18 protein-coding genes are annotated in these 23,611 nt (G+C 55.2%); 8 read left to right on the top strand and 10 right to left on the bottom strand.

Going from position 1 to position 23,611, the window contains the following annotated elements; all coding sequences use genetic code 11:
- Positions 1-16: 16 nt before the first annotated feature.
- Complete coding sequence (locus tag DFO57_RS10235) at positions 17-1,594, bottom strand: diguanylate cyclase (protein WP_014604944.1); 1,578 nt, start codon at positions 1,592-1,594, stop codon at positions 17-19.
- Positions 1,595-1,958: 364 nt separating this feature from the next.
- Between DFO57_RS10235 and iraP the strand changes: the two genes are divergently transcribed.
- A complete protein-coding gene (gene iraP, locus DFO57_RS10225) occupies positions 1,959-2,312 on the top strand; it encodes an anti-adapter protein IraP (RefSeq protein ID WP_022622436.1) in 354 nt (117 codons plus the stop codon).
- A 98-nt stretch (positions 2,313-2,410) separates the two neighbouring features.
- Positions 2,411-3,508 carry a D-alanine--D-alanine ligase gene (ddlA, locus tag DFO57_RS10220; protein WP_029569185.1) on the top strand — a complete coding sequence of 366 codons (1,098 nt, stop codon included), beginning with the start codon at positions 2,411-2,413 and terminating at the stop codon, positions 3,506-3,508.
- Between the two features lie 18 nt (positions 3,509-3,526).
- On the opposite strand, the gene DFO57_RS10215 is transcribed toward ddlA, so the two are convergent.
- The 4 genes from DFO57_RS10215 to DFO57_RS10200 all read right to left on the bottom strand — a co-directional run bounded on the left by DFO57_RS10215 (position 3,527) and on the right by DFO57_RS10200 (position 8,699).
- Positions 3,527-4,951: a GGDEF domain-containing protein gene (locus DFO57_RS10215; protein WP_014604943.1), complete on the bottom strand. Its 1,425-nt coding sequence runs from the start codon at positions 4,949-4,951 to the stop codon at positions 3,527-3,529.
- Between the two features lie 261 nt (positions 4,952-5,212).
- Complete coding sequence (locus DFO57_RS10210) at positions 5,213-6,688, bottom strand: SulP family inorganic anion transporter (RefSeq protein WP_110015319.1); 1,476 nt, start codon at positions 6,686-6,688, stop codon at positions 5,213-5,215.
- Complete coding sequence (locus DFO57_RS10205) at positions 6,685-7,317, bottom strand: carbonic anhydrase (protein ID WP_014594678.1); 633 nt, start codon at positions 7,315-7,317, stop codon at positions 6,685-6,687. Before DFO57_RS10205 ends, DFO57_RS10210 begins: the two co-directional genes overlap by 4 nt.
- Positions 7,318-7,889: 572 nt before the next feature.
- Positions 7,890-8,699, bottom strand: coding sequence for a 5'-nucleotidase, lipoprotein e(P4) family (locus DFO57_RS10200; RefSeq protein ID WP_013027315.1), 810 nt, complete (start codon positions 8,697-8,699; stop codon positions 7,890-7,892).
- A 108-nt stretch (positions 8,700-8,807) separates the two neighbouring features.
- Between DFO57_RS10200 and DFO57_RS10195 the strand changes: the two genes are divergently transcribed.
- Entirely contained in the window at positions 8,808-9,515 is a 708-nt protein-coding gene (locus tag DFO57_RS10195; RefSeq protein ID WP_015699458.1) for a polyphenol oxidase family protein, read from the top strand.
- Between the two features lie 162 nt (positions 9,516-9,677).
- Complete coding sequence (locus tag DFO57_RS10190; protein WP_110015318.1) at positions 9,678-11,702, top strand: NADPH-dependent 2,4-dienoyl-CoA reductase; 2,025 nt, start codon at positions 9,678-9,680, stop codon at positions 11,700-11,702.
- On the opposite strand, the gene rlmG is transcribed toward DFO57_RS10190, so the two are convergent.
- Positions 11,703-12,821: a 23S rRNA (guanine(1835)-N(2))-methyltransferase RlmG gene (rlmG, locus tag DFO57_RS10185; RefSeq protein WP_014594681.1), complete on the bottom strand. Its 1,119-nt coding sequence runs from the start codon at positions 12,819-12,821 to the stop codon at positions 11,703-11,705.
- An 82-nt stretch (positions 12,822-12,903) separates the two neighbouring features.
- Here rlmG and DFO57_RS10180 point away from each other — a divergent pair, with 82 nt between their 5' ends.
- On the top strand, positions 12,904-13,407 hold the full coding sequence (locus DFO57_RS10180; RefSeq protein WP_014604939.1) for a M48 family metallopeptidase: 504 nt from the start codon (positions 12,904-12,906) through the stop codon (positions 13,405-13,407).
- On the opposite strand, the gene DFO57_RS10175 is transcribed toward DFO57_RS10180, so the two are convergent.
- Positions 13,404-15,092, bottom strand: coding sequence for a chloride channel protein (locus tag DFO57_RS10175; RefSeq protein WP_110015317.1), 1,689 nt, complete (start codon positions 15,090-15,092; stop codon positions 13,404-13,406). The genes DFO57_RS10180 and DFO57_RS10175 overlap by 4 nt on opposite strands.
- Before the next feature lie 135 nt (positions 15,093-15,227).
- Here DFO57_RS10175 and DFO57_RS10170 point away from each other — a divergent pair, with 135 nt between their 5' ends.
- Together DFO57_RS10170 and DFO57_RS10165 are read left to right on the top strand one after the other, a co-directional pair.
- Complete coding sequence (locus tag DFO57_RS10170; RefSeq protein WP_105079161.1) at positions 15,228-16,208, top strand: Gfo/Idh/MocA family protein; 981 nt, start codon at positions 15,228-15,230, stop codon at positions 16,206-16,208.
- A 260-nt stretch (positions 16,209-16,468) separates the two neighbouring features.
- On the top strand, positions 16,469-17,440 hold the full coding sequence (locus DFO57_RS10165; protein ID WP_013027322.1) for a TerC family protein: 972 nt from the start codon (positions 16,469-16,471) through the stop codon (positions 17,438-17,440).
- A gap of 54 nt (positions 17,441-17,494) precedes the next feature.
- On the opposite strand, the gene DFO57_RS10160 is transcribed toward DFO57_RS10165, so the two are convergent.
- The 3 genes from DFO57_RS10160 to uxaC are packed head-to-tail and all read right to left on the bottom strand — an operon-like array spanning position 17,495 to position 21,854.
- Positions 17,495-18,985: a UxaA family hydrolase gene (locus DFO57_RS10160; protein WP_013027323.1), complete on the bottom strand. Its 1,491-nt coding sequence runs from the start codon at positions 18,983-18,985 to the stop codon at positions 17,495-17,497.
- A 2-nt stretch (positions 18,986-18,987) separates the two neighbouring features.
- On the bottom strand, positions 18,988-20,436 hold the full coding sequence (locus DFO57_RS10155) for a tagaturonate reductase (protein ID WP_110015316.1): 1,449 nt from the start codon (positions 20,434-20,436) through the stop codon (positions 18,988-18,990).
- 2 nt (positions 20,437-20,438) lie between these two features.
- Complete coding sequence (uxaC, locus tag DFO57_RS10150) at positions 20,439-21,854, bottom strand: glucuronate isomerase (protein WP_019104886.1); 1,416 nt, start codon at positions 21,852-21,854, stop codon at positions 20,439-20,441.
- A 399-nt stretch (positions 21,855-22,253) separates the two neighbouring features.
- On the opposite strand from uxaC, the gene DFO57_RS10145 reads away from it, so the two are divergent.
- Positions 22,254-23,558 carry an MFS transporter gene (locus DFO57_RS10145; protein ID WP_013027326.1) on the top strand — a complete coding sequence of 435 codons (1,305 nt, stop codon included), beginning with the start codon at positions 22,254-22,256 and terminating at the stop codon, positions 23,556-23,558.
- The last annotated feature ends 53 nt before the right edge of the window (positions 23,559-23,611 follow it).

The following is a 23,611-nucleotide window of genomic DNA, read 5'->3' as shown; positions in this document are numbered from 1 at the left end:
TACACGGCGCGCAGGCTTATCCGGCCGGATAGCGAGAGATCGCGCCCTCGTGGCTTATCATCACCCGATTACGGCCATCCCCTTTGGCCGCATACAACGCTTCGTCTGCCCGTCTTAACAGGGCGTCTTTGTCCTCCGTTTCACTTAGCGTCGCGACGCCGAGAGAGACAGTCATCGCACTGATAAACGGAAATGACGTTTTGCTGACGGCTTCACGGATGCGTTCCGCCATCGCGGCCGCGTCGTTCAGTGCCGTACCGGGAAGCAGCAAAATAAACTCCTCCCCCCCAAAACGGCTTATCACATCCAGCGTGCGGCATCGCTTACGCAACAACCCTGCCAGGCTTACCAGAACCTCGTCTCCCGCATCATGCCCGTAGCGATCGTTGATCTTTTTGAAGTGATCGATATCAATAGCGATGGCGCTTTGCACAGGCTCTTCGCTGTGCTGCGCCGCCTGAATATAAAAGCCGCGCCGGTTATTCAGTCCGGTCAGCGGATCGGTCATGGCTTTATCATTCAGGTCGGCAACGTGCCCGGCGACCGCCCGACGATGCTGCTGAACCGCCTCTCTCAACCTGTCCGCTTCGTTATACCAGGTGTTAACCGATGAGAGCAGCTCCGGGCTGGCATCGCTACCACCATCGCGCACCATTCCGGCCAGTTTTTCCAGCGGATAAGAGATGCGCGTCGCCAGAAAGGCCATACAGGTTGCGGTGAGCACGATAACACCGAGGATAAACCAGAACGCGCTCCTGGCCGTGTGCGCCATCAGGCTACCCACGGTTTCTGAGGTGCCTGACATAAAAATATTCCAGTCGGTTTTTTGCAGGCTGGCATAGCCGATGAGGTATTTTTTGCCCTCCTCCTGAATCATTAACTGACCACTCGTGGTTGAGGCCAGCCGCTTTTGCAACTGTGGGCTTAGCGCCATGCGTTTGCCAACCTGGGCTGGATCGTGACTGAAAATAACGGAGCCGTCATCACTGACAATACTCACCGAGGTGCCATCCCCGTAATAATGCTGGCTCAGCACATCACTCAACATGCTCTGTTTCTTCAGGTAGATGGTTCCACAGATAAAACCAAGATAACGACCATCCGCTGCAAACAGGGGCTGTGACAGCAGCACGACGTAATTGCCTGAAGGGGAGTTGAAAGGCGAGGAAATAAAGGGCTTACGGAACGTAATAGCCTGCTCTGTCTGCGGAGTGTCTACTTTCACGCCCACGAGGCTGAGGCTTTCAGGCGAAACGGAAGCGATAACGGCATGACGATCAACAACAGCGACCGAATTGAAAAAGCCGGACTGCTGCAGTAAACGCGTGGTTTCGCGATGCAGCCTGTTCAGATCGTTGAGATCGGTGATCTGATTAGCACTCCAGGCCAGTTCGCGCTGAGCAATAGTCAGGTAATGATCGGTCGTATCCGCCAGCTTGCGCGCGTAGGCGATGTTACTGTCTAACAACGACTCTTCAATATTGCTCTTTTGAAAAATAAACAGCGCGCCCAACAGCAGACCTGAAGTCAGTATGACGCTTCCAATGGATAACGCGGTAAGGAGCGTTCGTAGATGTATTTTTCTGCGATACATATTGGGTTGCGCTGAGGATGAGTTAGTCAAATTTTAACCGCCGCAGCGCCAGACAAACGCGAGAATAAACGCCTGTTTACTTGTCTTTCATACTGAATGACGTTACGCATTGCTGTAAAAGCAGCCTGATACTCTTTTTTTTGCGTTGTGCAGCATTTAGGCGCCGTGAAGGTGTAATCTGGGCCAGCGGTTACCCGGGCGTTTTTGGGTTTACCCTTGCCAGGCATTCCAGCCAGATAACGCCTCTGGCGGCGGCGCAAAGCCTTTCGTGATAAGCGGAATCATCCGATCACGGCACGGTTGCCTGTGCTTTTCTCTGCGCTAATAATGTTCAACACCAACACAGACTCTGAGGAAGACCATGATGAAAAGCGCTGTTCTTAGCATGCTGGCCAAAATTTCAAAAATGGATGCTGAAACGAAAGAACTGGTTGCTCAGACAGAAGCGCAATCGCTGTTGCTCAGCGCGTTGACGCTGACCGTGGGCAAAAGCGGCGGTGTCGAAGAGCTGATTTCAGCGATCAGTCAGGCCATCAATACGGTTCTGGAGTCCTCTGACGGCCTGATTAAATCCGATGCGGAGCTTCTGCTGACCAAATTTCAGGAGCAGTTAACGCTGACCCGGCTGGTGGATGAGGAGTCAAAAGAGTTTCTGAAAAGCGTTCCTCAAAAATCGCTTCCCTCCGTCTCCGGTAATGAAAAAATTACCGACTGCTAGCCACCGCCTCTGAGGGCGATGCGTTAAGCGCGTCTGTCTGTCTTTTATCGTCACGCCTGTGGTAGGGTATTTATTTGCCTGTACGTGGATAAGGTTCGATGAAAAAACAGCGAGTTGGCATCGTGTTCGGTGGCAAATCTTCTGAGCATGAAGTGTCATTGCAGTCGGCTAAGAATATTGTTGATGCGATTGATAAAACCCGGTTTGAGGTTGTGCTGCTGGGGATTGATAAGCAAGGCCAGTGGCATCTTAATGATGCCTCAAACTTTCTGCTGAATGCGGAAAATCCGTCGCTGATTGCCTTGAACCGCACGGCAAAACAGGTCGCACTCATCCCCGGCGAACCCCAAAACCAGATCATTGACCGAATGGACGCCCATCCGCTGTCGCAGCTCGACGTGATTTTTCCCGTGGTTCACGGCACGCAAGGCGAAGACGGTTCCCTGCAGGGTTTGCTGCGTATGGCTTCGCTCCCCTTCGTTGGCTCGGACGTGCTGGGCTCTGCCGTCAGCATGGATAAAGACGTCACAAAACGCCTGCTGCGGGATGCCGGTTTAAAGGTTGCCCCCTGGCTGAGCGTGACGCAGGCGCAGATGAACAAACTGGACATCGAAGCCGTTATCGCACGCTTTGGACTCCCGCTTTTTATCAAGCCAGCGAATCAGGGATCGTCCGTTGGCGTCAGTAAGGTCACCACCGCTGCAGCGTTTCGTGCGGCGCTGGAGCTGGCGTTTAGGTTTGACAATAAGGTTCTGATTGAAAAAGGGATTAAAGGTCGCGAGATCGAGTGCGCCGTGCTGGGCAACGATTACCCAGAGGCCAGCCCCTGCGGCGAAGTCGTGGTGAGCGATGCCTTTTATTCCTATGACACCAAGTACATTAGCGAAACCGGCGCACACACGGTGATTCCGGCGGACATTCCTGCGGCTGTCGATGAGGCGATTCGTGAGGTGGCGCTCACCGCCTTCACCGCGCTGTCCTGTTTTGGTCTGGCCCGTGTTGACGTGTTCCATACCGAAGACGGTGAGATTATCGTGAATGAGGTGAATACCTTACCCGGCTTCACCAACATCAGCATGTATCCTAAGCTTTGGCAGGCGGCAGGTCTGAGCTATCAGGATCTGATTACCCGCCTGATTGAGCTGGCACTGGAACGTCATCAACAGAACGCGTCGCTCAAAACCAGCGTTAATTAATCGCCGCCAGCGGCCTGCTCAGGCAACGTCGCTGGTCATCTCACTGCGCGCATTGCCGGGTGAGGTCTGATTACGGCCGTTTCGCTTAGAGATATAAAGGTTTTTATCCGCGGCAGAGATCAAACGATTAACCGTTTCGGCCCACTCCACACCGGGTTGCGCCTGGCCGTATGCCAGCCCCAGGCTGACGGTGACGGTGACCGCGTTGCCATGCAGTAAGAATTTCTCTTTAACGATGCTCTGACGAATGCCTTCAGCCAGTGAATAAATCATTTCCGGCGAGAGGTCGAACTGCACAATCACAAACTCCTCTCCGCCAAACCGGCAGATATGACCGTGGTTGCCCACCAGCGGCGAAATGCGCCGCGCGATCTCTTCCAGTACCCTGTCGCCCGCATCATGGCCAAAATTGTCATTGACCGATTTAAAGTAGTCCACATCCAGCAGGATCACCCCAACCTGGCGTTGCTCAGAACAGGCTTCATTGCGGAGATGTTCATACAGCCCCGAACGCGACAGGAGCTGGGTCAGAAAATCGTAGTCCGCACGTAGCGCCAGACGTTCATTGAGCTGGCGAATCGCATCCATGCTTACTGCCACAATTAACGGACTCAGGGCAATCGTGGCTACGCCGAGGCGCGCTGAGGTCAGATGGCTGATGGGCAGCAGACTGTTATCGCCCTGAATATTCATCACACCGTGAGAAACCAAAATAATTTGGCTAATCCCGGTTATCAGGGTGATCAGGCTGGTCAGCGGCACAGGCAACACGATGGCACACCAGATTAGGGCTGGCACCGGTAAGGTAAGGCTGCCTGCCCCGCCCATTAACGCCCCGGCGACCAGTGACAGCACGACGGCAATTAACGGGACAATTTTGCCCATCTGCAGCCGCCGGGCTGAAATCCTCACGCGCCAGCTTGAGGTTAACAGAAACGGCAGCAGCATGAGTCCGGTCGAAAACTGCTCGCTGAACCAGTTCATCCACGCATCGGCAAATTCGGCATTTATGCTGCCGACCTGCGCCAGGCCGCCCCAGGTGGCGCAACCGAACGCCGCCAGCAGGCAAGCCGGAAAAATGCGCATGGCGTTAGCGATACGCTCGCTGCTGGAGTCGTGCTGATACTGCCGCCCCATCACCACGACGCAAATCAGGATAAACAGAATATTGGCAACGTTCAGTGTGAACGCCGGTAAGGTCCAGCCTGAAAACACCGCGTCGTTAAATACCATGGCGCTGAAACAAACAAGATAAAAACGGGTGCGATGAAGAAAGGGATAGCGCAGCATCATACCGGCAATAAAGGCGTTAACCGGCCAGAACAGGGATAAGTCATGGGGAATACGCAGATGTCCGCCGACAAAACAGAACATCAGAGTAATCATAAACAGCCAGAGGGCACTTTTTTTAGCATTGTGCTCTTCAAACAGCTTAACGCGCATACGTCTGGACCTTGTCACAAAGAGGCTTACCATCACGCCGCTTACGGGGTATATGGCGTTATGATTATTTAACCCTGAATCTTGTCTGCGCCATTCAAAGAAAAGCACCCTTAAATGAACGAACGTTAGCGATTTGAAGCCCGTTACTGGGTATAAGCATGCACGCAGAGATCCCCATTCATTATGTCTTACAAATAAAAAAATCGGATATCCGAGATATCCGATTTTTCACGTTTTGTCTGACTGTTTTGGTCTGAACGGTTATTTCACCGCCACCGGCCATTGACTCAGACGGATTCCCCGCTTATCCGCATTCTCACCAAAATCCTTCAGGACGGCTTTAACGTCCGGATCGATGTATTCTGCATTATCGTTATCGACGATTACCACGCTATTTTCGGGTATTTTATCAAGCAGCCCCTGCAGTTTAGGATTGTGCATAAACGTCAGATTTTGCTGGAAACGTAAAACGTAGTGGTCGTCATAACGTGTAAGCTGCAATGCGTTACGGTGGCTCTTGTAGATGCTGTAAAGGATCTGGGTGGCAATACCGATACCGATACCGACCAGCATCCCCAGCGTAATAATCCCGATAATCGTGGCCAGGAACGGTACGTACTGTTGCGCGCCCATGCGGAACTGCTCAATAAACAGACGGGGTGCGGCCAGCTTGTAGCCGGTGTACAGCAGCACCGCCGCGAGGCTGGCGAGCGGGATAGCATTCAGCATTTCACTGAACCACATTCCGCAAATCAGCAGCATGACGCCATGCAGCAAAATGGACAGTTTAGTTTGTGCGCCAGCGTTGACGTTAGCCGAACTCCGGACGATCACCGCCGTAATGGGCATGGCACCAAGGAAGCCGGCCGTCAGGTTACCTATGCCCTGGGCAAACATTTCTCTGTTGGGTGACGGCGCTGGGGTTTGCGGCCGCAGCTTTTTCAGGGCTTCCTGGCTTAACAACGTTTCCAGACTCGCCACCAGCGCCAGGGTCAGGGCCACGACCCAGACCTGTGGTTTTTTCCATGCCATCCAGTCCGGGGTTTCCAGCTCCGCCATCATCGCGGAAACGCTGTCAAAAGCGGGCAGTGAAATGCGCGGTAGGGCACCGGTGAGTTCAGGGAACAGTCGCGCGCCTGCAACGGTCACCACACAGCCAAACAGCACGGCGAACAAGGGGCCAGGTATCCATGCCAGTGCCTTGATTCCTTTAATGGGTCCGGTTGTCCATACAAACAGAATGAACAAGCCCACTAAAGAAACCAGCAGCGCGGACAGCGAGAATGTCATTTCCCCGTTGACCAGCGACACTAACTTCACGCTGCCGCCCGCGCCCAGCGCGACCGGTATCTGCTGCATAATCAGCAGCAACCCAATCGCCGCCAGCATGCCCTTGATGACGCTGCCGGGCACCAGGGCGATGAAACGCCCGGCGCGTAACAGGCCAAACAGACATTGCAGCACCCCGGCGATAATCAGGGCGGTCAGAAACGCGGAGAAGCTGCCCAGCGTCGCCATAGAGGCCACGACGATGGTCACCAGGCCCGCGGCCGGTCCGCTGACCGCAAAACGTGAAGGGCTCAGGGAGGTCACGAGTATCCCGCCAATCACCCCCGTCAATAAACCGGCAAACGGCGGCAGTCCGCTGGCCTGTGCGATGCCCAGGCAGAGCGGCAGTGCGACCAGAAACACAACCAGCCCTGCCGGCACATCGCGGCGTAATGTATCCAGATTCATGGTGAAGACTCCTCTGCAGATTGCTGAATCAACTCTTTAAGATGACCCGATTGCAGGTCGTAAACACAGCCAAACACGTCCAGTTCCTGACCAGACTGCCAGGCCTGCCGTACCGGTTCGGCCGCCACCAGATTGGCAAACTGCACCAAAACATTGGCCTCAACCAGACGATTCAGTTTCTCGCTTTCCGTCTCCTGCGTGGCTTCGCTGTGAAGATGACTCGCTAACCCACGCCGCAGAAAAGTAATACGCCGTGCCAGTGCCGAATCCTCAGTGGCCAGCGGGCTGTCGGGCAGCGATAAGGCCGCCTGAACGCCTCCGCAGCCGTAGTGACCGCTCAGCACGATTCGCTTTACCCCAAGGTAAAAAACGGCATATTGCAGCACGCTTAGCAGGTTATCGTCCTCTGCCACGACCATATTGGCGATATTACGGTGAACAAACAGTTCACCAGGATGCGACCCCGTTAATACCTCCGCCGGTACCCGACTGTCTGAACAGCCTATCCATAATGAATGCGGTTTTTGCTGATATAAGGATTTTTCAAAATAGGCGGGGTTACGCTGGCGGCGCTGAAGTGCCCAACTGCGATTTTTCGCTAATAAGGGTTTAAGTGTCGTCACAATCATCTTCTCTCTACGACCGGGAACAGGACGTTCTGGCTGACCACGGAGTGGACCCGCTCACTTAATATCTGCGAATGGGTTACGAAACCTGAAGCTCATCACATTAAAAGGTTATAGCTGCTTATCATTATCAATGCACACGGAATATTTCAGCCCAGAAAAACAGGGCGTTTTATGTAAGCACTTATTCAACAAACGTCATGGTTACGTAAATAAAATTAAGAGGTCATACCACTGAGGTATCTGGTTACTTTAATTATTTATCATTAAAATCATTTAGTTAAATATTTATCAGGAAAAGCAAAACTGACAAATAAATACAAAACGCTTTCCGGGCGAGAATGAAAAAAAACAGAGGTCGCGCATCAGACCAGGATTACTCTTAAATGCAGAATTTATGAATAGCACAATCCACCGCCTTTATTCGAATTAGGCAGTTAAATGAACTTTGTTAAAGGGAATATTAAAGCAAGAGATGGTTAATTTAATTTGCATGAGAATAGTGACGACAGTAAGTAAATGCCCACAGCGATGTAAAAAGAGCCTACTCATTGCAGGCTCTCTGTATTGACACATTATTTACCGTTCCAGGCCCTCAGGCGCGCTTCACGGACGGAGAGCTGCTGTTCAGGCGTCAGTTTATTGTAATTCTCGGCCATCCCGCTCTCCCAGTCGCCGTAGAGCGGGTTCGGCAACACAATGAACTGTGTACCAAACTGTGCATGGTTACGCTCAACAAACGCCTGGCGCTGTGCATTCCCCTGATGCCAGGTTGCCCCACCAAAATCGTTCAGGTTGTCACCGATATACAACACCACGTTGTAGCCCGCATTTTTGATTGCATCGAAACGTGCCTGTTTGTTTGATGAGTCCGTTTTCAGGCTCACCGTTTTTTCGCTCACGCCGCTAAAACCAAGCTGTTCAAGGTTAGCCACCGTCGCAGCGTAATCTTTCTGATCGCGGTTGGAGACATAGAATACGGTGCCGCCATGGCTGTTGACATAACGGGCAAACTCCACCGCGCCGGGAACGGCTCTGGCCTGACGCGCCTGGGTCCAGGCTGACCAGGTTTTATCGCTGAAAGGCTGTCCATTTTTTGCCTGCCAGGCACTGTAGGCGCTGTTATCGAGCATGGTTTCATCTAAATCGACGATGACCGCCTTAGGCTTGCCGGTCAGCGAAGCCGATTGATCAAAGGCCAGACGGGCGCTGTTAAATGCCTGCCAGCTGAGCGCCTGATATTCGCCGGACTGCTGGAACCAGTCTAACGCCAGCACCGATTGCTGCCCCAGTTGCTGCTGTGCCTGCTGCCGGGCAGGTTGCGCACAGCCCGCCAGCGCCAGCACAACCATGGCTGACAGCGCGACATTCACTGAATTTTTCATCGTTTCATCCTAAGGTGTGAAAGATTTGAGTGGGTAACGCTTCAAAAATGTAGCAGTTAACGTAAGCTGAGGGCAGCAGATTGCACGCTGACCTGACAGGAGAAGAGGATGTCCGCCATGCCGCGTTCGCCATTACTTGATGCACTCGACTGGGTCGATTACGCTTTTCAGCCCGCAGGTGAACCGCCGCCCGAGGATGCGGCCTATGGTCATCAGCGCCACAGCGCCGTGGTCGTCACCGATATCCATAATTTCCCCCCTAAAAGCTGTGATGCAGATGGCGTGATTGCCACCGGACACCGACCCGTCGCCGTGTACACGGCCGACTGTTTACCCGTATTGTTTGCCGACCGGCAAGAGAGACAGGTGGCCGCCGTGCATGCCGGCCTGCAGGGCACGCTGGCCGGGGTGCTGTACCGCGCCGTGGAGCAACTCTGTGAACGCGGCGCAACGCCCCAGAGCCTGACCGTGGCGATTGGCCCGGCGCTGGCGCCCTGTTGTTTTGAGCTGGATCGGCAACGCCTGGCAGATATTGAGCGGTTGCCAGGTATCCCCCTGCCGCTGCGCTATCACGAGCAGCAGCCTCGTAATCCGTTCGCACTGCGCCCCCAGGCCGTTGCCACCCAGGCAGGCATCTGGTTCGATTTACCGCAGCTGGCTAAGCAGATGCTGGTCAATACAGGCATACCGGCAGCACAAATCGACCTGATTCCTCTGTGTACTTACTGCGCCACCGAATCTGGCTCCAGCTACCGTTTCAATACCCATCACGGCAGCGGCTATCGTTCGCGCTATTCCTGGATTCGCCGCCGCTGAATTCCACTGAGTCTGCTCTTCTGCGGCGTGTTTAAGGGGCGGACTGCCGCGCCGGGTAGTGACGCTTTTATGATGTTTCTCACACCCTGATGCCATTTCACTTTTTTTTAACATAGAAATGGTTGAAGCTAACTCATCCGACCACTTTATCTGTGAGTGATTATGACAGCGCTGCCCTCCCACTATCCTGCTTTATTCACCCCGCTCGATCTGGGCTTTACTCAGCTCAGAAACCGTTTTCTGATGGGGTCAATGCATACCGGCCTTGAAGAGCGTGAAGAGGGCGCGGCCAGGCTGGCGGCATTCTATGGCGAGCGGGCACGGGAAGGCGTGGCGCTGATCGTCACAGGCGGTGTGTCACCGAATCCCCAGGGCGTGACCGCCGAACACGGCGCGGTGCTGAACGAGGAATCACAGTGCGACTGGCACCGACAAATTACCGCCGCGGTGCATCAGCATGAGGGGAAAATCGCCCTGCAGATATTGCACACCGGTCGCTACAGCTTTCAGCGCGATCTGGTTGCCCCCTCTGCGATACAGGCCCCCATCAATCGCTTTACTCCGCGTGAACTGAGCGATGCCGAGATTGAACAGACCATTGCCGATTTCGCCCACTGTGCCCGGCTCGCCCAGAAGGCGGGCTACGATGGTGTGGAAATCATGGGTTCCGAAGGTTATCTGATTAACCAGTTTCTGGTGCAGCATACCAACCAGCGCCAGGATCGTTGGGGCGGTGATTTTACCGGGCGCATGCAATTTGCCCTGGCAATTACTCGTGCGGTACGCGCGGCCACTGGCGAGCGCTTTATTATTATCTTCCGGCTGTCGATGCTGGATTTAATTCACCACGGCAGCACGTTAGAAGAGACGCTGCAGCTGGCCAGCGAGCTGGAACGCTGTGGTGTGACGCTGTTTAATACCGGCATCGGCTGGCATGAGGCGCGAATTCCAACCATTGCCACCTGCGTACCCCGCGCCGCCTTTGCCTGGGTCACGCGCCGTTTGCGTCAGCACGTCGCGGTGCCGGTGGTGGCGACTAACCGTATCAACCACCCGCAGGTGGCCGAACAGCTATTACAGGATGGCTGTGCAGACATGGTGTCGATGGCGCGACCTTTTCTGGCCGATGCTGCCTTTGTCAGCAAGGCGCAGCGGGGGGATGACAACAGCATCAACACCTGTATCGCCTGTAATCAGGCCTGTCTGGACCAGATTTTTGCCGGTCATGTGACCTCCTGCCTGGTTAACCCCCGCGCCTGCCATGAATCCCTGATGCCCGTTACGCCGACGCGCGCAGCTAAACGGCTGGCCGTGGTCGGTGCCGGACCGGCGGGCATGGCGTTTGCGTTGCAGGCGGCAGAACGGGGGCATCAGGTAACACTTTATGATGCCGCGCCAGACATCGGCGGGCAGTTCAATATCGCCCGTCAGATCCCTGGCAAAGAAGAGTTCAGCGAAACCCTGCGCTATTTTCGTCATCGTTTACCTGCGGCAGGCGTGGTCATTAAAACAGGTTGCCGGGTGGTCAGCGCCGCTATGCTGGCTGACGTCGATGAGGTTATCCTGGCAACCGGCATTAAACCCCGCACGCCAGAGATTCCCGGTATCGATCATCCCAGCGTGCTGAGCTATCTGGATGTGCTGGCGGATAAACGTCCGGTTGGGCAGCGCGTGGCGATCATTGGCGCAGGCGGGATCGGGTTTGATACGGCAGAATACCTTTCTCAACCGCATCAGACCGAAACGGTGGACGACTTTTATCGTGAATGGGGCATCGATCACAGCCTGACGCAGCGCGGAGGTCTGATCGCCCCCGCGCCGCTGCCATCCCCTCGCCAAATCTGGCTGCTTCAGCGTAAGGCGGGCAAGCCCGGCGCAACGCTGGCGAAAACCACCGGCTGGATCCACCGCAGCAGCCTGCAGTCACGCGGCGTTGAAATGTGGGGCGGGATTACGTATCTGGCGATTGATGATGAAGGACTACACATCAAACGCGACGGCGAACCGCTTGTCCTGCCGGTTGATAATGTGATTATCTGCGCCGGTCAGGAGCCGCAACGCGAACTGGAAGCGGCATTGCGGGCAAACGGCAAACCGGTGCAGGTAATTGGCGGGGCCGATGTGGCGCAAGAGCTGGATGCCCGTCGGGCAATCGCCCAGGCCACCGCACTGGCGTTAACGCTTTAGTTAACGCATTTTTACGGCGCGCAGCACCACAAATTTTTTGTTGGAGGCCACCAGCGTGCAGTTACCGAACAGCTTTTTCAGCTTGTGGTGGTAATCAAGGTGGCGGTTGCCAACGATGCGCAGTTCTCCACCATATTGCAGGCAGCGTTTCGCATCGCGGAACATCTGCCAGGCCAGGTGGTCGGTGACCGCGTGCTGCTGGTGGAAGGGTGGATTACAGAGCACGGCATGCAAGGTATCGGATGGATAGCCACTGAGCACGTTGTTGACCCGGAACTGGCAGCGCGACAGATCGTCTGGGCGGTTGACCTCAACGTTTAACCGGCTGGAGGCCACTGCCATATAAGACTCATCAAGGAAATGCACCTCTGCCTCAGGATTCTGCGCCAGCGCCATCAGCCCGATAACGCCATTGCCACAGCCCAGATCGACGATTTCGCCCTCAATATTTTCCGGCAGATGCTGCATGAACAAGCGCGCACCGATATCCAGAGAAGATCGGGAAAACACGTTGGCATGGTTGTGAATCTGGTAAGGCGTTCCGTCCAGCGGCCAGACCTGCGTTGGCGCTTTTTCACGCAGCGCGGGTTGGGTGAACTGACTGTATATCACCCGCGCTTTTTTTACGGCCAGCGAGGTTTTGGTTTCACCAATGATCTGTTCAAACAGTTGCAGCGTGGAGGTATGAATCTCTTTCGCACGCCCCGCCGCCAGCACTACGGTTTCCGGGGTAATCACCTGACGCACCGCACGCAGTTGCTGCTCCAGCAGGGCCAGCGTTTTAGGAACTTTAATCAACACCAGTGCGGGCGCCGCCGGTAAGTCAGAGAGGCTGTCGAGGAAATGGACGTCGCTGTCATCCAGCGCATTCAGGCGCAGGTTCTGGCGCGTTGCCTGCTGGCTCAGCCAGGAATCACTAATATGCCACACCGGACGCGAATGCAGCGCGCAGGTTAACGCCCCGAAACTGTCGTTAAAAATCAACGCCGGACCCGATGGCAGGCTTTGCTGCAACAGATATTCATCAGCGGCATCCCAGGCTTGTAACGGACTCTCGTCACGCATCTGCGGGAAACGATGCAGGGTTAGTGCGCGATCGTTCAGTTCAAGTTGGCTCATGAATTCTCCGGCGTGGTACACTTTGGTTGATTTTCGCCCCAAAAAGGGGGCGCAGTATACTGTCTTTCGCCGGGAATCTCTAATGTCCTCACTTATCTATCTTCAGGGTTATCCTGAGTCCATCCTTGAGCAGGTGCAGACCCTTATCGATCGCCAGCGTTTAGGCCCGGTGCTGCAACAGCGCTATCCTGATATGCATGACAGAGTGAGTGATAAGGCGCTGTACGACTTCACACTGGCGCTGAAAAACCGCTACATGCGAAATGCTCCGCCGATCAATAAGGTGGTATGGGATAACAAGATTAAGGTGATGAAGCATGCGCTGGGTTTGCACACCGCCATCTCCCGCGTGCAGGGCGGCAACCTGAAAGCCAAAGCCGAGATCCGTATTTCGACGTTTTTCCGCCAGGCGCCCGAACCCTTTTTACGCATGATCGTGGTGCATGAGCTGGCACACCTGAAAGAGAAAAACCACGACAAGGCATTCTATCAGCTGTGCTGCCATATGGAGCCGGACTACCACCAGCTCGAATTCGATGCGCGCCTGTGGATGACGGAACAGGCGATGCGGGGCAACGCAGCTTAGAGAAATTGCTGCGCTTGCTGAATCAGGCTGGTTTTGGTGAGCGCCCCCAGGAAACGGCGCTCCTGCGGGTTATTCAGCACCGGCAGGCGCTCCAGCGTCACGGCCGCAAAGGCTTCCCACCCTTCCCGTAGGCTTTGATTCTGATAGGCGACCGGGAAATCCTGATCCATCACGCACTGCACCGGCGAGTCCAGATTAATCTCCTGTGCCAGCACACTGCGCGATATCTCATGAATCGAGACAACGCCCAGGAATGCACCTTCCGCGTTGATCACGTAAACATAGCGTTCGCGCTTAAGCGAACTCACCGCCAGCGCTTCGCCCACCGACGCTTCAGGCTGGAGCGCCGCGCCCGGAATAATCAGCTCGCTGATGCGCATATTATCGAAGTCATATTTGGCTTCAGAGCGGTTGAAGTGGTGAGTCACGACCGGATAGGTACTTGCCATTTGCAGGCGATAAACCACCATTGTCGCCAGCACGGAGGCGATCATGACCGGGAACAGCAAACTACTGTTGAGCGTCATTTCCAGCACCATCAGCATCGCCATCAGGGGAGCCTGACTCACGGCAGCCAGCACCGCCGCCATGCCTACGGCGGCGAACAGCAAAACGTTATCTAGCGGAAGATGCAGCGCCACGCCGCCGAGTGCAATGACCATGCCCAGCAGCGCGCCAATGAGCAGGGACGGCGTAAACAGCCCGCCCACCGCATTGGACCCCACGGAAAGAGTGGTTGCCAGGGTTTTTAACACCAGTAGCAGCAGTAACCCGGACAGCAGATAATGACCCGCCATCACCTTCACAATCACCTCGTAACCATTGCCGAGGATATCGGTTGAGATCAGCGCCAGCAGGCCCACGGCAAATCCCCCTGCCCCAAGGCGCAACGGCAAGGACTTGACCCGACTGAACAGCGTTTTAGCGCGCGCAATCAGCCGAATAAGGAGTAAGCCGGCCAGACCAGACAGTAAACCGATCAGGATGGTAATCAGCAGGCTGTAACTATCCATCGTGAAGCTGACATCGGCCAGCGGATACAGCGCATTACGGAAGCCTAACGTCCACATGGTCATAACCGCCACAGCGGACGACACCACCAGCGGAATCAGCCGTTGTAAAGCCGACATGCCAAAAGCAATTTCCGCCACGAAGATAGCCGACGCCAGCGGCGCATGATAAACCGACGAAAGACCGGCGGCGGCGGCCATGGCGACGACGTCACTGTTTTTTAACTGCAACGCGCCGGGCAACACGCGCCCAATGATGCTGCCGCACAGGGCGGCAAGCTGAACCATTGGGCCTTCTTTACCGATTGACGCGCCGCTGCCAATACTGGCTATCGACGACAGTGCCCGGAAGAGCGAGGTTTTGGTGGGCACGACATCAAGGCGCGCGTTGATGACTTCCAGATAATCTGTTTTTACGGTTTGCTGCTGCTCGATTGCCACCGCATAGCGCAGGAAGAATCCCGCCAGCAGTCCGCCGACACCGACCAGAACCGGCCAGAATATCCAGGGCCAGAGATGCAGAGATTCGGTAATGTCGTTGCTGCGGCCAAACAGCAACTGATTGATAAACTCGATCGTTTCACGAAATAACAAGGTAACTAACGACGCCGCACAGCCAACCGGGATGGCGATAAGCAATGTGGTCCAGTTTAGTGCATGTTTACTTCCTTTCACCTGCGCTCCCCGTCTTGTGCTTAACGTGCGTTATCGAGACATATTATTGGAATGGAGATCTCAGGATCAACGTCTGGCGTTGCCTGCCCGGTTTCAGATGCTACTCTGCGTTTTTATCTGTGCAGGAGGCTAACCGTGATTCGCTTTGCCATTGTGGGAACCAACTGGATTACGCGTCAGTTTATTGAAGCGGCACATGAAACCGGCAAGATGACGCTCTGTGCCGTCTATTCGCGCACTCTGCAGCAGGCAGAGGCATTCCGTCATGATTATCCCTGCGACCAGCTTTTTACGTCGCTGGAGGCCATGGCCGCCCATCCTGAAATCGATGCCGTGTATATCGCCAGCCCCAACGCCCTGCACTGTCAGCAGGCCATGCTGTTTATGTCGCAGGGTAAACACGTGATTTGCGAAAAGCCGCTGGCCTCGAATCTACAGGAAGCTGAGGCGATGATCGCCTGCGCCTTCCGGCATCAGGTCGTGCTGTTTGAAGCCTTTAAAACCGCCAGCTTACCGAACTTTATTCAACTGCAACAGGGGCTGGCAAAGACTGGCACACTGCGCAAGGTGCTGCTGAACTATTGCCAGTATTCCTCTCGTTATCCGCGTTACCTGAATGGCGAGCGGCCTAATACTTTCGATCCCCGCTGGTCCAACGGCTCCATCATGGATATCGGTTACTATTGCCTGGCGCTGGCCGTCACGCTATGGGGCGAGCCGCAGCAGGTTAACGCCTCCGCCACCCTGCTGGAAAGCGGCGTCGATGCGCACGGCACGGTGATCCTCAATTATGGTGAGTTTGATGTCACGATTGTGCACTCCAAGGTCAGTGACTCCGTGCTGGCCAGTGAAATTCAGGGTGAGGCGGGATCGCTGGTGATAAACCGCATCGCTGAGTGCCAGTCAGTGACCTTTATCCCGCGTGAAGGGGATAAACAGGCGTTAACCCAGCCGCAGCATATCAACAGCATGTTGTATGAAGCAGAGACCTTTGTGCGGCTGGTTGAACAGCGCCATGTCAGCCATCCGGCGCTGGCGGTTTCTCGTTGCGTGGCCGGATTACTCACCGAGATCCGACGTCAGACGGGCGTCGTTTTTCCGGCCGATGCATCCTGAATGTAAATATTTCAAAATATGACTGGCAATGATTGATTCCTGAGCGCCAGCCACGTAACTTACCCGCTTGCAAAGGGGAGTAACTTGTAAGCTGATTGATCGTCACTACGTTGCGCACGCATCCGGTCATCAGGCAACCCAGAATCAATTCCTGAGTTGTAAGTGAGACCTTGCCGGAAGGCGAGGTTTGCTTACACTGAATAAGCGGCTGACGTCTTCTGACTTCAGCCGTTTTTTTATTTTTCAGACAGGATACGATTATGCAAACTGTAGGTACGCCACTCCTCTGGGGCAGTTTTGCGGTTGTAGTAGTTATCATGCTGGCGATTGACCTGTTCTTACAGGGTCGTCGCGGTTCGCAAACCATGTCCTTTAAACAGGCTGCGGTCTGGTCGCTGATTTGGGTTTCCGTCTCGCTCCTGTTCAGTGCTGCATTTTGGTGGTATCTGGACGGCACCGCCGGACGCGAAGTCGCCACCAGTCAGACGCTGGCTTTCCTGACCGGCTACGTGCTGGAAAAATCCCTCGCGGTCGATAACGTTTTCGTCTGGCTGATGCTGTTCAGCTACTTCTCTGTTCCTGCCAACCTGCAACGTCGTGTGCTGATCTACGGTGTACTGGGCGCTATCGTGCTGCGTACCATCATGATCTTCGCGGGTAGCTGGCTGGTCACGCAGTTTAGCTGGATCCTGTATATCTTCGGTGCCTTCCTGCTGTTTACCGGTATCAAAATGGCGATGGCGAAAGAGGATGATGCGGCGGTGGGCGACAAACCGGTGGTGCGCTGGTTGCGTAAACACCTGCGCATGACCGACACGCTGGAAGGGGAGAAATTCTTTACCCGCAAGAACGGCGTACTGTTTGCGACACCGCTGCTGCTGGTACTGATCATGGTCGAATTAAGTGATGTGATCTTTGCCGTCGACAGTATCCCGGCCATCTTTGCCGTCACCACCGATCCCTTTATCGTTCTGACCTCAAACCTGTTTGCGATTCTGGGCCTGCGCGCCATGTACTTCCTGCTGTCTAACGTCGCGGAACGCTTCTCAATGCTGAAATACGGCCTGGCTGTCGTGTTGGTGTTTATCGGTATCAAGATGCTGATTGTCGATATTTACCATATCCCGGTGGCGATATCGCTGGGCGTCGTGGGCGCGATTCTTGCCTCAACCCTGATGATCAACGCCTGGGTGAATCACAAGAACGACAAGAAGAAGCTGACTAAGCCTTAACGACAGGGTAAGGAAACACAGTGAAAAAGGGCGGCAGACATGCCGCCCTTGCGTTTACAGCGTCACGCCGCTTTTAAAAATAGCCAGCTCACGGAAATCATTCTTTTCATTGTTGGTTAATTGCCCGTTGGCAATCGCCACGATGGTGTCAACAAAGTCGGCTAACAGCGCGTCCATGCTCATGCCTTCGACCAGCCTTCCGGCGTTGAAATCAATCCAGTGCGGTTTCTTTTCGGCCAGCGGCGTGTTGGTGGCCAGCTTGACCGTAGGGACAAATCCGCCGTACGGCGTGCCGCGCCCGGTGCTGAACAGCACCATATGGCAGCCCGCACCGGCCAGCGCACTGGTCGCCACCGCATCGTTCCCCGGCGCGCTGAGCAAGTTAAGGCCCGGCGTTGTCAGACGTTCACCATACTTGAGCACGTCCACCACCTGACTTTGCCCCGCCTTTTGTGTACAGCCGAGTGACTTCTCTTCCAGCGTGGTAATACCGCCTGCTTTATTACCCGGTGACGGGTTTTCATAGATGGGCTGATGATGATCGATAAAGTACTGTTTGAAGTCGTTAATCATCGACACGGTTTTGTCGAAGGTAGCCCGATCCCGGCAACGGCCCATCAGAATCCGTTCGGCCCCAAACATCTCCGGCACTTCCGTCAGCACCGTGGTACCGCCGTTGGCGATCATCTGATCGGAGAAGCGCCCCAGCAGCGGATTCGCCGTAATGCCTGAGAAGCCATCGGAACCGCCACATTCCAGACCGAACTTGAGCTCGCTGAGTGTGCCGGGCGAGCGGCGATCGTGACGCATTTTTTCATAGAGTGCGTGCAGCCGTTCCAGTCCGGCTTCCACTTCATCGTCGTGCTGCTGGCACACCATAAACTCAACGCGATCGCTTTCAAACGCGCCCAGGGTTTCACGAAACACATCCACCTGGTTATTCTCGCAGCCCAGGCCGATGACCAACACCGCGCCGGCATTGGGATGGCGCACCATGTTTTGTAGCATGGTGCGGGTGTTGTCATGATCCTGGCCCAGCTGCGAACAGCCAAAGGTGTGACTAAACAGAAAAGCGCCGTCTGTACCGGCGGCCTCCTGCGTCTCCTTCAGAAAGCGCTGTAAAATCTGTCGCGCAATGCCATTTACGCAGCCGACGGTCGGTAAGATCCACAGCTCGTTCCGAATACCGACATCGCCATTGGCGCGACGGTAAAGTTGTACCTCACGGTCGCCTGGCTGGGTGGCTGACGCAATCTGGTCGGGCTGATATTCATAGTGATCCAGGTCGCTAAGATTGGTGCGCGCATTGTGGGAATGAATCAGCTCCCCTGCCCCAACGGCCTGAGTCGCATGCGCAATCGGCAAACCATATTTTATGATCAACTCGTCCTTGCCGATGGCGCGCAAGGCAAACTTGTGCCCCCGTCCCACGTCCTGAAGCAGCGTGACGGGCTGGGCGGCGAGTTCAATCGTGGTGTCGGCTTCCATATCATGCAACGCCACGGCAACATTGTCCTGCGGATGAATTTTTATGGCGTCTTGCATGGTTATCTCCGTTGGCTCAGCGCGTCACGTATACCGTGCGCGAGGATGCGTTGCAGGTGCTGGCTGACCGTTTCGGCCAGGCCGGGTTGCTGTGTTAAATCTTGTCCCCAGTGCTCGGCATCACTTAATACGCGATTGACCAACGCTAAAGGAGAGATCTGCTCTGCTGCCACGGCGGCCCAGCCCTCTGAGTAGCATTCCAGCCAGTGCGGCTCATCCTGCAGAGGCCAGCTTTTATCCGCCGATTCCCCGCGATAAAACGCAATCAGGGCTGCCAGCGCAAACGTCAGGTGCTGTGGCCACTGCCCTGTTTTCGCATGCGACATCAGCAAAGGTTGTAGCAAGCGCGTACGGAACTTGGTCATGCCGTTCAGGGCGATGGAAAGCAGTGCATGGCGAATAAACGGATTGCGGAAGCGACGCAGTACCGCATCGGCAAAAGCGTTAAGCTCATCAGCGGGCAAATCCAGCGTGGGAATAATCTCTTTGTGCAGCAGCGCATCCACGTACGCCGAGATTTGCTCATCGTCCATCGCCTCTCCTACGCTCTCCAGCCCCGCCAGATACGCAACCGGCACCATGGCCGTGTGAGCGCCGTTCAGAATCGCGACTTTTTGCGCTTTGTACGGGGCAATATCGTCAACGTGGCGGACATGCGGCGCCAGTGCGGCAAGCTTCAGTTCGTCAAACAGCGCAGCTGGCCCCTGAAGAACAAATTGATAATAAACTTCACCGGCCACCAGAAAGCGATCCTGATAGCCCAGTTGGGTTTCAAGCGTGGCGCTCTCTGACGGGAAGCCGGTTACAATGCGATCTACCAGCGTGTTATAGAATGCGCAGCGCGTATCAACCCAGCGTTGAAATTCCCTGGGCAGTTGCCAGAGATCGGCATAGCGCAGCACATGTTCACGCAGCATATCGCCATTGTGATCGACCAGCTCACAGGGCACGATGAGCCAGCCTTTCTCTTTATCACCGTCGAAATGCTGGTAACGCGCCCACAGCAGTTGCGTCAGCTTGCCCGGAAAGCTGGATGCAGGCCGATCGTCCAAGCGATCCGTTTCGGTAAACGCGATGCCGGCTTCGGTGGTATTGGAGAAAACGAACCGCATAGCAGGCTGACGTGCCAGCGCCATAAAATCGTCAAACTGCTGGTAAGGCTGAATCTCACGGTTAAGGCTGCGGATCAGGCGGCTTTCGCTCACCTGTTCGCCTTGCGCGTTCAGCCCGCGGATCAGCGTGGTATACAGACCGTTCTGCTGATTCAGATTGTCGCTGACGTCGCGATTACGCGGCCTGACCACCACCACACCGGCGTCTGTGCCCTGATGTTCATTGAGCCAGTCAAGTTGCCAGTCGATAAAGGCACGCAGAAAGTTACCTTCACCGAACTGAATCACGCGATCGTGGTAGACCGCGCCGGGAAAGTCGTGGCGGTTTAGCCGCTTCATGGTCAGGCTCCCAGCTCAATGCCAAAATAGTCACGGGCATTGTTGAAGCAAATGTTTTGTACCATCTGGCCCAACAGCGCTTCATCTGCAGGCGCTTCGCCCTGTTCGACCCAGCGGCCAATCATCTGGCACAGCAGACGACGGAAATATTCATGACGGGTATAAGAAAGGAAGCTGCGGCTGTCGGTTAACATCCCGACGAAGCGGCTCAGCAGGCCAATTTGCGCCAGCTGCGTCATCTGGCGCTGCATGCCATCCAGTTGATCGTTAAACCACCAGGCGGAACCAAACTGCATTTTCCCGGCCTGGCCTTCGCCCTGGAAATTTCCGGCCATGGTCGCCAGCACTTCATTATCCCGCGGATTCAGACAATAGAGGACGGTTTTAGGCAAGGCGTTATTGAGGTTTTGCGCACCGAGTAAGCGGGCCAGCGGCTCGGCGACGGGTTGATCGTTGATGGAGTCAAAGCCCACATCTGCGCCCAGAAGTTGGAACTGGCGTTGGTTGGTATTGCGCAGCGCGCCGATATGGTACTGCTGCACCCATCCGCGACGAGCATATTCCCCCCCGAGCCATACCAGCACTGCGGTTTTAAACTGGGCGATAGCCTGGGCATCCGGCTTTGCGCCTCCGCGACGATGCGCCAGAATGCTGTCCAGCGTGGTTTCATCGGCATCGGCATAACATACGACGTCCAGCGCATGGTCGGAAATCTTGCAGCCGTGTGCCGCAAAGTGATCCAGACGTTTGCTCAGCGCCTGACGTAAATCATCAAAGCGCTGCACGCTGATATCGGTCAGGCTTTCCAGTTTTTCAATCCACGGCAGGAAGGTGTCGGCTTCGATATTAAAGGCTTTATCCGGACGCCAGCTTGGCAACACCTTCACCTTGAAGCTGCTGTCTTCTGCCAATACGCGGTGATGTGTCAGATCGTCCAGCGGATCGTCGGTGGTCCCGACCATCTTAACGTTCATCTGCTGCATGATGCCGCGCGCGGTGAAATCGTCCTGCGCCAGTAAATCGTTGCAACGCTGCCAGATCTCATCAGCCGTTTTTTCGGACAGCAGCACGCCGGTAATGCCGAAGGGACGCCGCAGCTCCAGATGCGTCCAGTGGTAAAGCGGATTGCCAATGGTTTGCGGCACGGTGCGCGCCCAGGCATTGAATTTATCCCGATCGCTGGCGTCGCCGGTGCACAGCGCCTCAGCCACACCGTTAGCCCGCATCGCCCGCCACTTATAGTGATCGCCTTTCAGCCAGATATCGTAAAGGTTGGCAAAACGATAGTTTTCAGCAATCTGCTGCGGCGGTAAATGGCAGTGATAATCATAGACAGGCTGGTCTTTGGCGTAGTCGTGATAGAGACGACGGGCGAACTCAGTGTCCAGCAAAAAATCCTCGGTCATGAAACGCGACATAAAAAGCTTCCTTATGGGATGACCCCTGAATGGCTCAAAGTTATCATACCAATTTTGGCTGACTGCAGGTTTTTTTACGACTCAGGTCACATTTAAGCAAGATGATCACATCCCATATGGACCTTATTGTCGCCCGCAGCGCGCTAACTGGCTGTGTTCTCGTCTGTTTGCAGTATCCCACAAGCTATTGCGGGTTTTTGTGATGGCTTTCAACTTTTAAAGTTGTATAACAAGTTAGGCTCTCGCTTTACCGCAAGGTAACAACTTTCTTACACAAGGCAAGGCAGATAACGGTCGCTGGTGCAGGGCCGGCGGGCGTGAGCAGAGCTGTATCACGAGATGTCCCGCTCCAGATAACAACAGCGGTAAGACCGCGCAAACAACTGGAAGAGGTACAGAATGCGTAAGATCAAAGGATTACGCTGGTATATGATTGGCCTGGTTACCCTGGGTACGGTACTCGGCTATCTGACGCGTAACACGATTGCCGTGGCAGCCCCGACGCTACAAACCGAACTGCATATCACCACCCAGCAATACTCCTATATTGTGGCGGCATACTCTGCCTGCTACACCGTCATGCAGCCTGTCGCAGGTTACGTTCTTGACTTACTGGGCACCAAAGTGGGCTACGCGGTGTTTGCTGTGCTGTGGGCGATCTTTTGCGCCGCGACGGCGCTGGCGGGAAGCTGGGGCGGTCTGGCCCTGGCGCGCGGCGCAGTGGGTGCCGCAGAAGCCGCGATGATCCCTGCCGGGCTAAAAGCCAGTAGCGAATGGTTTCCGGCGAAAGAACGCTCGGTAGCGGTGGGCTATTTTAACGTCGGCTCCTCCATCGGCGCGATGCTGGCACCTCCCCTGGTGGTCTGGGCGATTGTTGCGCACAGCTGGCAGATGGCCTTTATTATCGCGGGCGTACTGAGCATGATTTGGGCGCTATGCTGGCTGGTGTTTTATAAGCATCCCAAGCAGCAGAAAAAGCTGAGTGACGAAGAGCGCCACTACATTATTTCGGGTCAGGAGCTGCAGCATCAAACCGGCAACACCACCAAAATGTCGGCCCTGCAGATCCTGCGCAATCGCCAGTTCTGGGGCATCGCCCTGCCACGCTTTCTGGCTGAACCGGCATGGGGAACGTTCAACGCCTGGATTCCGCTGTTTATGTTTAAAGTTTACGGCTTTAACCTGAAAGAGATCGCGCTGTTCGCCTGGATGCCCATGCTGTTTGCCGACTTTGGTTGTATCCTGGGCGGTTACTTGCCCCCGCTGTTTCAGCGCTGGTTTGGGGTCAACCTGATTGTGTCACGTAAGATGGTGGTCACCATGGGCGCAATCTTAATGATCGGCCCGGGCACCATTGGTTTATTTACCAGCCCTTATATTGCTATCGCGCTGCTGTGCGTAGGCGGCTTTGCCCACCAGGCGCTGTCTGGTGCGTTGATTACCCTGTCTTCCGATGTATTTGGTCGTAACGAAGTTGCCACGGCGAACGGCCTGACCGGGATGGCGGCCTGGACAGCCAGCACCCTGTTTGCGCTGGTCGTCGGTGCGTTGGCCGATACATTAGGCTTTAGCCCACTGTTTGCCGCCCTGGCCGTGTTCGACTTGCTCGGTGCCGTGGTGATCTGGACAGTGTTAAAAAATAAACCCATTTCTGAACTGCAGACCGCCCCTTCCCCTTCTCAGGCTGCGCCGATACGTAGCTGATCCTGAGGGCTGGCCCGTGCCAGCCCTTTTCTTCTCTTGCCGCAAAGTGGTAT

It is taken from the genome of Pantoea sp. AG702 (assembly GCF_003182295.1).
In the GTDB taxonomy this organism is placed as follows: Bacteria; Pseudomonadota; Gammaproteobacteria; order Enterobacterales; family Enterobacteriaceae; genus Pantoea; species Pantoea ananatis.
The sequence above is the reverse complement of the archived record's forward strand: the minus strand, read 5'-3'. Positions and strand labels throughout refer to the sequence as shown.